Source organism: Tychonema sp. LEGE 07196 (genome assembly GCF_963890365.1).
GTDB lineage: Bacteria > Cyanobacteriota > Cyanobacteriia > Cyanobacteriales > Microcoleaceae > Microcoleus.
Genome location: NZ_CAWPRX010000082.1, coordinates 1 through 12,061 on the forward strand (window position 1 = coordinate 1; position 12,061 = coordinate 12,061).

Here is a 12,061-nt window from a genome sequence, read left to right on the forward strand (position 1 = left end):
GGGTAATATCTAGCGCTACTTTATGAAATTGGTATAAAATTAATCGCGCGATAGTTACATCTCTCGCGCGATTAATTATTTTTGGGGTAGGGAAACGGCAAGGCCGTGTTTTCTTAGATTTTAGAGGCGGCATCCATTTGCCGCACGACTGTTAAAGCAGAATAGGAAACACCGGCAGTTCCTTCTCCGGGATGGGTGGAGTCGCCCACTAACCACAGGTTTTTAATCGGCGTGCGGTTGGCAAATCCGAAGGGGCCGAAGGTTGGTATTCGCTGGCCGATGCCGCCTACAACACCCCGATCGCGCGCCGTGTAGCGGGCAAAGGTGCGGGGTGTGGCTGATTCTTGGTGTACAATTTTTTCGGGTGTCAAATCGAAATATTCGCTCAAACGCGCGATCGCCCCTACGGTATATTTTTGCTTCAATCCTTCATAATCAGCGGAATTCCACCACATTCGAGTATCAGTAAAAGACGAAGCAATCACAGTCGCCATTCCCTCTGGTGCTCGGCCGTCGCCCGCATGACTGACAGAAACAAATAAGGAATTATTCTCCCCTATCTCGCCGTCGTAGTCGTAAAGAAACTGCAGGTGCGGCGGACAATTTGCCGGAATTGCGCTTTCATGCACTCCCAAATATATGACAAATGCACCGGATGCGGGCGGCAATTTATCAACTCGATATTTGTAGCCTGCCATTTCAGTTGGGATTTGATTTGTTGTGTCTGAATTATCTGTTAAAGTTTCTAAAATTGGCTCGCTTGACAATAATTTTACTAGATTTTGTGCGGTGACATTGGCAACAATGCGATCGGCAGTTTCTGTCCAAACTTCGCCGGTTTTTTGATTGCGAATCACTGTACCTGTGGCTTTCCCGTTACTGGTGACAATGCTTTCGACAGTATGCCGCAACAACACTTTGCCGCCATAAAGCTCGATCGCGCTTACGAGTCGATCGCTCAACACCTGCATACTTCCTTGTAAATGATACAATCCCTGCGGCTCTTGGGAAACTCCTAAAGCCGTCGCCGCGTACAGCAACGCCGTTTCTTCAGTATCGACTTGAGAATACAATTTTAACTGCAAATCCAGAAAAGTTTTCAAGCGCAAATTCTCCCCCAACCCGCACAAGCGCAAAGCATCGCCCACCGTCATAAAAGTGAAAGGCAAAGTAATTAGAGTGTCGGGGCGAACTGCTTGAATTAATTGCCAGAAATCCCATAAGTTTCTGGGCGGTAAAACCGGATCGCGCCCTTGAAACTTCCAGCTAGCTTGGAACAATGCAGACAATAATTGCCAAAAAGGTTCGCTTCCAGGAAACTGCCGCTGTCTTTCTTCCTGCCATTTTTGCGGATCTCGCCACACGCTAATCGGTGCGGTTTCTCCGGGTAAAAACACCGCACAAGCGGGATCGCAGGGTGTGGCTGCGGGAAGTTCGATATCTAATTCCGAGAAAATTCGGTGGTGAATCCCTCCGGGTTCCAATCCTGCAACCTGTGTCGCGCCCACATCGAAGGTAAAGCCTTTGCGTTTGAAGGTGGAAGCGCATCCTCCGGGGACGATCGCCTGATCTAAGACTAGCACTTGGTATCCTCTGCGGGCTAGCAGGGCGGCTGCTGTCAGCCCGCCGATTCCGCCTCCAATTACCGTGACGCGGCCCTTTGTTGTGTCTGCTGGACTGGGTTTGCTCTCAGGGGGGCGATCGGCTCTCATAATTTATTTATTGTAATATTTCTTAATATTATGCTCATATTTTGCAATAAAAAGCTCTTGTGGCGACAGGTTGAAATCTATCGCTACAAGAGCTTGCGTCCGAGTTGAGAGGACGTTTCAGGGGTAATGCGTGCGGGGTTCGCCCGAAGCATTAAAGTTTTTGTCGCAGCCTATGGGAGAATTAAGGGCGGCGCCACTTGTTGAGATAAGCTTCACCAATCCCAGCGACAGCCTGCATTTGACCTAGCTGTTCCCGTAAAGCTTTGATGGTTCTGATCTGTTCTTGAGACTGTTGCTGCAAAGCGTCGTAATTTCGCTGTTTGGCCGCACTCTGGCTCAATTGATTTTCTAGATATGGCAACTTGGTCAGTTGAGCTTGGAATTTGTCGATCGCACTTGACGTTTCTGCTAACTTATGCTGCAAAGCTTCGTAACTCGACTTCGACACAGTTTCCTGCAATTGCTGTTCTAGATTTTGCTTGGAGGCTAATTGCTGCTGCAAAGATGCCAGGGCGTTTTCTTTTTCGCTCAACTGCTGCTGCAAAGCTTCGTAACTCGACTTAGCGACAGTTTCCGGTAATTGCTGTTCTAGATTTTGCTTGGAGGCTGCCAATTCCTGCTGCAAAGATGCCAGGGCGTTTTCTTTTTCGCTCAACTGCTGCTGCAAAGCTTCGTAACTCGACTTAGCGACAGTTTCCTGCAATTGACTTTCGACATTTTGCTTGGAGGCTGCCAATTCCTGTTGCAAAGATGCCAGGGCGCTTTCTTTTTCGCTCAATTGCTGCTGCAAAGCGTCGTAACTTTCTTGCAGCGGATTCGGCTGTATGCTTACCTTGGGCGATAGAGTTTCTGCCGTTACAGCCTCATTAATTTGGCTTTCTTCGGCTGTTTCCTCTGCTAAGTCAGCAGTATCGATCGCACCTTCTTCATCTTTTTTCCAAGTGATACTAACTTCACTTTTGTCCTTAGAAATATCTAAAGCGCCTTTTGCCAAGCGTTCTAGCAGTTCTGACCTCGATATTCCCAGCTTGCGAGCGATCGTATTCAATCTATCGGCACTAGAAGGAGTCAGCGAAAGTCCGACTTTGACTTTGCTTTCTGAATTTGAACTAACTACATTGCGATTTTTTTTGACCATTGGCATTTTCCTCATGCCAACCTACACTTATTAGTGTAGTGGCTGAAACATCTCTTAAAATGAATTCTTGTTATATCAATTCCGGTTGCACCAGAATGACGTTAACTGTTAACAGTCAACAGTCAACAGTGAATTTACTATTCCGATGCTAACAGATTTGATATTACTTACCAATTGTGGCAGCTTGTGGCAGCTTCCGTTCCAAATCGAACAAAAAGCCATGAATGTACTCTTCCGTCCACTCCTCGCCGTAAAACCGTTTAAACATTCCCCTGGCGGGATCTTTTTCGGCACGATACCGCAGGTAGCGCAGTTGAGCTTGTAAGATACTATCTAACTTTGCGCTATCTGTCACGGGTTCGGCGCGATCGACCAAATCCAAATAAGCAGCGAGATAGTCTTTGAATGCTGCAAAAACCCGAGTTTCCACAACTTCCGTTTCCTTGGGGCGAGTCCACAGAAACGCCGGTGAGAAAAACTGTTTGGCTTCTTCGGGAAAATCTCCGCCCCAGGGAAGGTGCGGTTGATGAGCTTGAAACATTTGCGCGATCGGCGCAGTATACTTAGCCTCGTAGTCAGCATCCCCGCCAAACAAAGGCTGCATATCCAGAGCAATTAAATGACCGCCCGGAAGCGTTACCAAATCCGCGCCAAAAAACGGCAAATCATAGTTAAGATGCGGGAAAATCACAAAATTCAGAACTTGCAAGCTGTTGCCGCCTTGGACGTGAGCCGCGCGAATTTGCCGCAGTTTCGGGGATGAAAAAGCATAACTGGTAGTTACGATTTCTTCTTGATTTTTCCCTTTGCCGACAGTAGCTTCCTTAAGTTCAAACCCTTCTGGAATCGGGTAAGACTGTAAGTCTAACCGATTTTTCATCAGAGCGATCGCCGTATCTAAAAAAGGTTGATAAAGAGTCATATGGATTTTAGATTTTAGATTTTAGATTTTAGATTAGACTTCTTCAATCAACAGGTTTGTAGTAAGGGCTTTAGTTTTTCTTCCGAGGTTCGCAGTCAGGACTTTAGTCCTTCTTTCGAGGTTCGCAGTCAGGACTTTAAGTCCCTTTTAAACCTTGACTTTAAGGACTGAAGTCCGAACGATCGAACTTTGTTGGAAAAATCCATGTAAATTCAGCGGTCATCGCGTGCCAGCGGCGACAGCTAAAGGCACAGCATCTTCAAACAAAAATTCGTAAAGAAATTTTTCTGCCCATTCGTGACCAAAATAACTGCTAAACAAGCCCGAAGCCGGGTCTCTGTCTGCGCTGTACTGGTCGTAATCTTTTTGAGCTTTAACGATGCGCTGGATATCTTCTGGGTCAGTCAGCGGCTGTGCGGACGACAGCATTTTCCAGTACAAATCCAAATAGTCTTTATAAGCTGGATATACCCGATTTTCTACAGTTTCCGCATCAGTTTTGGCGAACAGCAAGTATTTTGAAAAATACTGATTGGCGTCATAAAATTTCATTTCTAAATTTTGTGCCAAATCGTCATACTTGTCGCGGAGCGATTGTAGAGGTTGAACGTATTTTGCTATATAAGCTTCATCTCTAAAGAGCGGCTGAAAGTCGAGAACTACTAAAATTTTCTTCTTGCCAAAAGACAAGAGATCAATTCCCAACAGAGGCAAATCGTAATTGTGATTGGGATAAATCACGCAATTAAAAACTTGAGCTGCTTCACCTGCATCGATGTAAGTGTAGCGAATTTTTCGCAATTGCGGGCATTCGTAAGACCAACTGCGGATTTTAGCTGGGGTTTTGCCGCGCTCGCTGACATTGACTTCCAACCCGGAGGGAATGGGGCGACTTTGCAAATCAAACCTTTGAAACAGCTCTTGCTCTAGGTATTCCCGAAAAGGCTGGTACATGGCGAATTAACTCAGGTGGCAAAACTCTTGCGATCGTAAATGATGCCGTCGGCTCACGTCTCGTTTATTAAAAACAAAGTAACAATCCGTAACATTATGAAGGGCGATCGCGCTAATCTCAGGGCGGGTATGAAGTGCGACGGGCTTGTAGATTTCAAAACCAGCGCTTTTAAAGCGAAGTTTCCAAAGTCGCACCTACCACCCGAAAATCGGGATCTTTTGCCAAATAGCTCACAGCAGCGCGAGCTTGAGGATTGTCAAATTTTTTCAGCACCCGCGCAACTCGCATCCGAGTTTCCCAGTATTCGGCGCTCACTAGAGGTAACAATTGCTGCAATGCTTCTTCTGCTTTCTCCGTATTTGCCAGGATGCCCAATCCGTCCATCGCCACATCCTGCACTGGTATATCTTCGCCCGCTAGACCGATCGTACAAATTTCTAATATGGCATCAGGACACTGCATTTCGTACATGGGAGCCATGATACTGCGGCGGACGAGCCAATTGTCATCGCGGCGAAAGGCCTCCACCAAGTGAGGAATTGCCTCGGTGCCGAACATTGACAAAGAATTAGCGGCTTCTGCTCGCACGTTCGGATCGCGATCGAACTGCATCATTTTTAACAGCGCCGCGAAAGATTCCGCAGTTTTACTCTGGCGCAATCCCATCGCCACGAACGATCGTACCATGAACTCAGGATCGTCCACCTTCGTCAGCAACACCGGCAGCGCCACCGCAGCATCGCACTTTCTCAAAGCCGTTATCGCCCGCAGCCTGTCTTTAGAATCCGAACTTTCCAGCGCTGCTTCGATTTCGCTAATTTCCATGAGCCAATTTAAATATATTTTTGTTACTTTTCTTGACAATTTTAACAATTCTTGCCGGATTTTGGGAAAATTATAAAAAATTCAGTTATTAGATTATGTCTGCAAATTTAGAGGCTGAAACTTCAACACCAGAAGACGTTCAGGAAGTAATTGCTGAGTTGGAGCAATACCGCCAACGGCTGATCGACGATACCTTGGAAATGGCTAAAAAGGTAAAAATGCCCAAGCAAGCAGTGATGAAGCAGTTGGAAAATCACCCAGAGATAGTTTATATCGACGGGGCGCTAGCCAATTTGCGATCGCAACCCCAAGATAATAATACGGCGGTTGAAACTGCGTAAGCGTGAAACAATGTCCGAGCCAAGCGGACTAAGAGAAAATAACCTAATTTTTACCGCCCATTTTTCCACCCGCTTGGCATTGCTTTTGTTTGTCTAAACGCGGTTTCAACAGCCCGGTATTCTTAAACAATATGTAATTATGCTACTCCTGATTTAGGTTCATTTGAGATAATGCCGATCGCCCTTCTGGTAAAATTTCAATAGGCCTTCTCCTAGTAATTATCCACCATCTATTGATCTATGACTCTCCAATTAAGCGAAAAAGCCAAAGAATTAATCCCGAAAGCCCGAATAGTCAACTTAGCCACCTGGGAAAATTCCCATTCTCCCGCAGAAATCCAACTGATTCAAGCTGCTGACGACACAGGGCGCTATCTCACCGATGAAGATTTGCAGCAACTTAACTCATCCGAACCAACATTAATTAATACTGTAAAATTCCTGCGCGACAGTGCGGCGGATATTGTATCGGAAGCCAGGGAACAAGTTTTAGCGGCATATCCAAATATTTCTGAACCCGGAGGCGACCTTTATCCGCCAGCTAGGGCGGAGGCTTGTTGGCGAGATTTCTGGCATTTTCTGCGCTGCATTACCTATGGAATTGCGGGAAATACGCCAGAATTTACCAGCGACAAAGGGCTGCACAACATGAATTTATTATATCAAGAATTGGGCGTTCCTTTGCCTGCAATGGTGATAGGTTTGCAAGGAATTAAGGCTGCTAGTTTGAAGCGGTGCGATGCGGGCGATGCAGCAAAATTAGCTTTTTATTTCGACCATTTGATTGCGAAAATGAGCCAGTTTAGTTAAAAAGTGAACATTAGCTAATTGTATGGCGCGCATTACGTACCATACAATTAGCTGGAGAGAAACCGCAATTTGCAACCCTAATTTTCCCGCGCATAAAACCCTAAATGATTAGAAATTGGACGTTCCTGCATGGGGATTTTATTCTGAATCGGAGCATTCAACAGTTTTGCTCCTGATGGCGATGCTACTGCCAATGTTACCGAACCACCACCGTCCAAATTCAGCACTGTATCGGCTCCCAACTGCATCGCAATCTCTGTGATTTCGCTCAAATTCAGCCCTTCGCTGTAAAGCCTCTGCTTGCCGTCTGCCACAATTAACAACAACTTTTTGCCTGTGAGATCGATCGCCGCAACTGCACGGGGATAGAGTTGATCTTGTTGGTTTTCTTCCTGATTTTGTGCTACTATTTTGCCATTTTTTACCAGCAAAGTATCTCCTGCAATTCCATAGGCTGTTCCCGCAGGACAATTGCCGTTTTCGATTATTTGAGCGCGGTTTTTGATGTCAAAACAAAGGGCGGGAAAGTTTGAATCTGGTTGGGAATAAGCTTGGCTTTTGCTAATGGCGTGTCCGACGTTATTGACTCGATCGCCTCTGCGGGGATAATAATCCCAAGGTGCTTCCTCAATGCAGGGATAAAAAAAATTGGCATTGACTGCTAGTTGCAATTTGAATTCTTTGATAAATTCAGTAGCGGTGCGGGCGTTGGTTTCTGTTAAATCGGCTGTTGGAGTTCCGGGGGTGACAAAAATTCCTATTCCTGGGGCTTTGAGGTCGATGCTAACAATGTGAATCATGATGGGACGCGGATTTGAGCGGAATTCCCTGCGGTAGGCTATTCCTTGAAAGAGCGATCGGGTTTCGTTTGTTTGTGCTGGACGCGAAAAGTAGGGAATGTTATAGATTAGTATTGGTGCGAGCAGTATTCCGAAACCGAGAATGTGGGAAATTTGTTTGATTTTGAGCCAATTGGTTAGTTTCATTTTGTGAAGGAGATTTTTTAACGAACCGCGAAGACGCTAAGGACGCGTAGGAAGAGAAGAGAGGGAAGAAGAGAGAAATATGAGTTATTCGGATGTCAATAATTTTAGCAATCAGGTTTTGCGAAATCGATCGTTCCAAGGACAAGTTCTTAATGGTGCTGATTTTGGCGGTGCGGATGTTCGTGGCTGCAATTTTAGAAATGCTCAGTTGGTGGGTGCGAATTTTATTGGTGCGAAGATTGGGGTTTCTGGGCGACAGATTGCTGTTTTGAGTGCTGGGGCGATCGCGATTTGTTTGGTTGTGGGCGATGTTGTGACTAGACTGATTTTAGGAACCCAAGGACAGGTATTGGGTTCTCGCAGTTGGCCTTTTGTGCTGTTGCTATATGGGGTTTTGAGCGCTGCTGGGTTGGCTGGGGCGATCGCCCGCACACAGCCACCAACCTCAAAAATCGGTAGATTTGCGGGGACAATTTCTGCTATTCTATCAGGGGCTTTGTTGGGATTTTTCTATGCTGGGACTGCAACTAATAATAATTCTCAGGCTGCTCTTGCTGGAATGGCGATCGGCGGGGTGTTAATGTTTTTTGTGAATTCCAGGATTCGCCGCCAATTTGCTAAGGTGGCGATCGTAGCGGCTGGAAGTGTTACGACTTACGGAGCAGCTTTTTTGTTTTCTGCAACTGCTAGCGCTTTTCTGAGCACTCACAAACTGTTTTGGGGTACCTGTTTCGCTTTGGTGTCGCTGCTATATTTTTGGTGGTCGTTTGTCTCTTTTTCTGCTATTGTTAGAGAGATTAGAAATGCTCAGCACACTTCCTTCAGAGGTGCAAATCTCGCTGATGCTAAATTTGATAGGAATTACATCAATCTAAAATCTAAAATTTAACATCTCAAATCCGATGACTAACATTCAAACAGCGATCGATCCAGCAGAAAGCGACGCTTTGCTGCAAAAAGTCAGGGAGCAAAGAGCTCTGGAAACTTTCAATCCCAACGATAGCGAACTTCTCAAAAAGATGGTCGAATGTATGGGAGATTCGCGGGGAATGATGCGGCTGAATTTTGCCGAAACCCTCGGCTCAATTGGCAAACCCGCAACTCCTTTTTTGGTGGAAGCTCTAGCAAACCACCCCAACCCAGTCGTGCGTAGAGCAAGTGCTAAAACGCTGACTCTGATTGGCGATCCCGCCGCCCTTGAGAGCCTGTTAGAGGCTTTTTTGCACGACGAGGATACTGTTGTCCACGGTTCGGCTGCGGCAGCCCTCGCTCAGTTGGGCGAACCGTCAGTGCCGCATTTGTTGGAAGTTTTAGCTTCGCCAAAACATTCTGAAAATACTAAGGGACACGCGGCTTGGGCTTTGGCGTTTATTGGCTCGAAGGCAAAACAATATTTGTATCGGGAAATCGCGTCGGATTCGGTTGAGGTGCGGGCTGCTGTCGTAGGGGCGATCGCCAAAATTGCGAGAGAAGAACCGGAAGATGCTGCTTTTGAACTGTTAGTTAATGCTCTGACAGACACGGCGGAAATTGTGCGCGTGGAAGCAGCATCTGCTTTGGGAATTGCGGCTTACAAACCTGCAATTCCTAACTTGATTGAGTTGCTGCACCATGCAAGTTGGGAAAGCAGAAAAGCGGCGGTTCTAGCATTGATGAAAATTGGCACGAGCGAAGATCCGCCTGAGTTGTCGGTTGTTTTGGAACCGCTGGAAGCTGCACTTGTTGGGGAGTCGGAAGCGCAGGTGCGATCGGTGATTCAGTTGGCGATTTCTCAGATTCAGAAACAGTCTGAGGCGGATGATTGGGAATAGATGTTGTTAGAGAAGACGGCGCTTAAAACCGCCCTGCAAGTCAAACCGCGCATTCTTCAACCCGCAGAGGCTGGTTTTGTTTGGATAAGAGCGATTTCGATCGCTGAGTCTTCTAAAAAAAATCAACTAAAAAAGTGAACAAAAATCGCCTTCCTGAAATTGAAACTAACCTCCGCGCGCCCGCACTGAATATCCGTAAAGCCGCCTTAGACGAATTAGCAGAATGTCCCGCTGATATTGCCGTCCCAATTCTCCAAAAACTAGGTGAAGAGGCAAATTTCACACTGCGCCTTCTTGCTGTGATGGGCTTGGGAAATCACCGAAATGAAGCTTCTTTTGCTGCTTTGCAAAAGATTATTAAAGAAGATTCAGATAGTAATGTAGTCGCTGAGGCAGCTAATTCTATTTTTGACTTTGGGGAGCCAGCAATTCCTGTGATTCAACAATTGTTTGAGAGTAATAATAACTGGTTGGTTCGTCAAACGGTGCTTTCTTTGTTGGTAGAAACCAGTCGCTTTGATGTATTGTTGGCGGTGGCAATAGCAGCCGTTGATGATGAAACGCAAACTGTTCGAGAAGCTGGTATTCTGGCTCTCAAACAAGTCTTAAAGTCTCCTTTGAAGGATGAGGCTTTAAGTTTGCTAACAACTATGGCGCGAGATTCGTATTGGCGGAATCGGTGGCGGGCGGCGATCGCCCTCCACGGTACTCAAGACTCCCAAGCTAAAGAATTGCTCTCGGAACTGCAGCGGGATGAGCATTACAGGGTGGTTGCTGCGGCTTTGGAAGGCACTGTGCCCCAAAACTGAGCAAAACTCATCCGCGAGGGCGATCGACTCACGGGCGAGATCGAGGAGCTCGACCAGACATACATAATTGTTACCCGTGAGCCGAGGATCGGCAACTGTCTGGCAGCTTCCTCCAGAAATCCTCCCAAGCAGTCTGAGTGGACGCAGGCGGACTGAAACACCCGCTTTGGGCCTCAAGCATCTCTCGGAGAAACCGCGTTTTTGCGTAAATCCTCCCCTGGTAGGATGATCGCGCCCTGTGTCCCCTATAGCAGAATGTTACAGATTATTACTTTGTTTCTAATAAATGAGACTGAGAGGCCCGTTGTCTTTTATGTTCTAAATCGACTTGTTAAATAACAAGATTTTTACCTTTTATTCAGAAGGAGAGCTCAATGCTAGACGCATTTTCCAGAGCCGTAATCACGGCAGATGCCAAAACCGGTACTATTGGTGGCGCTGAACTTACTTCACTAAGAAGCTTTATTGCTGAAGGCAACAAGCGCTTGGATGCAGTAAACGCGATCGCTAGCAACGCTAGCTGCATAGTTTCTGATGCCATCGCCGGCATGGTCTGCGAAAACCAAGGTTTGATTCAAGCCGGTGGCAATTGCTACCCGAACCGCCGCATGGCTGCTTGCTTGCGCGACGGCGAAATCATCCTGCGTTACATCAGCTACGCTTTGTTGGCTGGTGATGCTTCCGTTTTGGACGATCGTTGCTTGAATGGTTTGAAAGAAACCTACATCGCTCTGGGCGTGCCTTCTGGCTCCGCAGTTCGTGCAGTTCAAATCATGAAAGCTAGCTCTGTTGCTCACATTAACAACACAAATACAGAAGCTCAAGCTGGTAATCGCTTCCGCAAAATGGAAACCATCGATGGCGACTGCTCCTCTTTGGCATCTGAAGCTGCTAGCTACTTCGATCGCGTTGCTTCTGCTCTGAGCTAATTAAAGCAAGCCAATAGTTACTGGCTCTGCGGCCAGTTGAATTGAAACAAACTGTCAAAAATCTATTTCTGGAGATCTCAGAACATGAAATCAGTAATCACCACAGTAGTTACGGCTGCTGATGCGGCGGGGCGTTTCCCCTCCTCTTCTGACTTGGAATCGGTTCAAGGAAGCATTCAACGCGCTGCGGCTCGTTTAGAAGCTGCTGAAAAGCTGGCTGCTGGAATCGACGCAGTTGCTAAAGAAGGCTACGATGCTTGCATCAAAAAATATCCTTACTTGAACAACGCTGGCGAAGCCAACGAAACTCAAGTCAAAAAAGACAAGTGTATGCGCGACATCAAGCACTACCTGCGCTTGATCAACTACTGCTTGGTAGTTGGCGGCACCGGCCCTCTTGATGAATGGGGTATTGCCGGTCAACGCGAAGTTTACCGCGCTTTGAACTTGCCTACAGCTCCTTACGTTGCTGCTTTGGTGTACACTCGCGATCGCGCTTGCGCTCCTCGCGATATGTCTCCTCAAGCCTTGGTAGAGTTCCGCGCTCTCCTCGACTACACGATCAACTCTCTTTCCTAGAAAGCTCGATCGCTTAATTCACAGCTAGGTTGGGCGTAAGTTCGATCGGTTGTGGGGGACTCTTAGGACGCTGCGAAAGCCTACATCGGGTTTAGTGTCGTACTAAGAGTCCCTTAACTATGGGAATATAAATAAATAGTCATAAGTAATTGGTAATTAGGTAATAGGTAATGGGTAATAGGTAATGGGTAATTGAGCCTAATTTATTCTTGTCTTGGACGAACCCTTCCCCTTCCCCTTCCCC

At 46.7% G+C, this 12,061-nt stretch carries 13 protein-coding genes; 7 read left to right on the forward strand and 6 right to left on the reverse strand.

Going from position 1 to position 12,061, the window contains the following annotated elements:
- Positions 1–113: 113 nt before the first annotated feature.
- The 5 genes from crtD to AACV78_RS10285 form a co-directional block, all read right to left on the reverse strand.
- Positions 114–1,712 carry a C-3',4' desaturase CrtD gene (gene crtD, locus AACV78_RS10265; RefSeq protein WP_194012017.1) on the reverse strand — a complete coding sequence of 533 codons (1,599 nt, stop codon included), beginning with the start codon at positions 1,710–1,712 and terminating at the stop codon, positions 114–116.
- A gap of 181 nt (positions 1,713–1,893) precedes the next feature.
- Positions 1,894–2,850 (reverse strand): ribbon-helix-helix protein, CopG family, encoded by a 957-nt coding sequence (locus AACV78_RS10270; RefSeq protein WP_194012016.1) that lies wholly within the window; start codon positions 2,848–2,850, stop codon positions 1,894–1,896.
- Between the two features lie 163 nt (positions 2,851–3,013).
- Positions 3,014–3,772, reverse strand: a complete 759-nt coding sequence (locus AACV78_RS10275) for a phycoerythrobilin:ferredoxin oxidoreductase (RefSeq protein WP_194012015.1) — start codon at positions 3,770–3,772, stop codon at positions 3,014–3,016.
- 219 nt (positions 3,773–3,991) lie between these two features.
- Positions 3,992–4,726: a 15,16-dihydrobiliverdin:ferredoxin oxidoreductase gene (locus AACV78_RS10280; protein WP_194012014.1), complete on the reverse strand. Its 735-nt coding sequence runs from the start codon at positions 4,724–4,726 to the stop codon at positions 3,992–3,994.
- A gap of 169 nt (positions 4,727–4,895) precedes the next feature.
- Positions 4,896–5,552, reverse strand: a complete 657-nt coding sequence (locus AACV78_RS10285; protein ID WP_194012013.1) for a HEAT repeat domain-containing protein — start codon at positions 5,550–5,552, stop codon at positions 4,896–4,898.
- Positions 5,553–5,647: 95 nt separating this feature from the next.
- Between AACV78_RS10285 and AACV78_RS10290 the strand changes: the two genes are divergently transcribed.
- A complete protein-coding gene (locus tag AACV78_RS10290; protein ID WP_194012012.1) occupies positions 5,648–5,893 on the forward strand; it encodes an acetyltransferase in 246 nt (81 codons plus the stop codon).
- A 240-nt stretch (positions 5,894–6,133) separates the two neighbouring features.
- A complete protein-coding gene (locus tag AACV78_RS10295) occupies positions 6,134–6,703 on the forward strand; it encodes a globin family protein (RefSeq protein WP_194012011.1) in 570 nt (189 codons plus the stop codon).
- A 77-nt stretch (positions 6,704–6,780) separates the two neighbouring features.
- On the opposite strand, the gene AACV78_RS10300 is transcribed toward AACV78_RS10295, so the two are convergent.
- Positions 6,781–7,689 (reverse strand): phosphodiester glycosidase family protein, encoded by a 909-nt coding sequence (locus AACV78_RS10300; RefSeq protein WP_194012010.1) that lies wholly within the window; start codon positions 7,687–7,689, stop codon positions 6,781–6,783.
- Between the two features lie 79 nt (positions 7,690–7,768).
- Between AACV78_RS10300 and AACV78_RS10305 the strand changes: the two genes are divergently transcribed.
- From AACV78_RS10305 to AACV78_RS10325, 5 genes are all read left to right on the forward strand, one after another.
- On the forward strand, positions 7,769–8,578 hold the full coding sequence (locus AACV78_RS10305) for a pentapeptide repeat-containing protein (protein WP_194012009.1): 810 nt from the start codon (positions 7,769–7,771) through the stop codon (positions 8,576–8,578).
- A 13-nt stretch (positions 8,579–8,591) separates the two neighbouring features.
- Positions 8,592–9,500 carry a HEAT repeat domain-containing protein gene (locus AACV78_RS10310; protein ID WP_194012008.1) on the forward strand — a complete coding sequence of 303 codons (909 nt, stop codon included), beginning with the start codon at positions 8,592–8,594 and terminating at the stop codon, positions 9,498–9,500.
- 134 nt (positions 9,501–9,634) lie between these two features.
- Complete coding sequence (locus AACV78_RS10315; RefSeq protein ID WP_194012007.1) at positions 9,635–10,309, forward strand: HEAT repeat domain-containing protein; 675 nt, start codon at positions 9,635–9,637, stop codon at positions 10,307–10,309.
- Positions 10,310–10,683: 374 nt separating this feature from the next.
- A complete protein-coding gene (locus AACV78_RS10320; protein ID WP_194012006.1) occupies positions 10,684–11,238 on the forward strand; it encodes a phycoerythrin subunit beta in 555 nt (184 codons plus the stop codon).
- Positions 11,239–11,322: 84 nt separating this feature from the next.
- Positions 11,323–11,817, forward strand: a complete 495-nt coding sequence (locus AACV78_RS10325) for a C-phycoerythrin subunit alpha (protein ID WP_194012005.1) — start codon at positions 11,323–11,325, stop codon at positions 11,815–11,817.
- Positions 11,818–12,061 lie beyond the last annotated feature (244 nt).

Bases quoted from the DNA above. Each gene is read 5' to 3' on its own strand.
- AACV78_RS10295 (WP_194012011.1), top strand. From the start codon at position 6,134: ATGACTCTCCAATTAAGCGAAAAAGCCAAAGAATTAATCCCGAAAGCC.
- AACV78_RS10275 (WP_194012015.1), bottom strand. From the start codon at position 3,772: ATGACTCTTTATCAACCTTTTTTAGATACGGCGATCGCTCTGATGAAA.
- AACV78_RS10300 (WP_194012010.1), bottom strand. From the start codon at position 7,689: ATGAAACTAACCAATTGGCTCAAAATCAAACAAATTTCCCACATTCTC.
- AACV78_RS10270 (WP_194012016.1), bottom strand. From the start codon at position 2,850: ATGGTCAAAAAAAATCGCAATGTAGTTAGTTCAAATTCAGAAAGCAAA.
- AACV78_RS10285 (WP_194012013.1), bottom strand. From the start codon at position 5,552: ATGGAAATTAGCGAAATCGAAGCAGCGCTGGAAAGTTCGGATTCTAAA.
- AACV78_RS10320 (WP_194012006.1), top strand. From the start codon at position 10,684: ATGCTAGACGCATTTTCCAGAGCCGTAATCACGGCAGATGCCAAAACC.
- AACV78_RS10310 (WP_194012008.1), top strand. From the start codon at position 8,592: ATGACTAACATTCAAACAGCGATCGATCCAGCAGAAAGCGACGCTTTG.
- AACV78_RS10305 (WP_194012009.1), top strand. From the start codon at position 7,769: ATGAGTTATTCGGATGTCAATAATTTTAGCAATCAGGTTTTGCGAAAT.
- crtD (WP_194012017.1), bottom strand. From the start codon at position 1,712: ATGAGAGCCGATCGCCCCCCTGAGAGCAAACCCAGTCCAGCAGACACA.
- AACV78_RS10280 (WP_194012014.1), bottom strand. From the start codon at position 4,726: ATGTACCAGCCTTTTCGGGAATACCTAGAGCAAGAGCTGTTTCAAAGG.
- AACV78_RS10325 (WP_194012005.1), top strand. From the start codon at position 11,323: ATGAAATCAGTAATCACCACAGTAGTTACGGCTGCTGATGCGGCGGGG.
- AACV78_RS10290 (WP_194012012.1), top strand. From the start codon at position 5,648: ATGTCTGCAAATTTAGAGGCTGAAACTTCAACACCAGAAGACGTTCAG.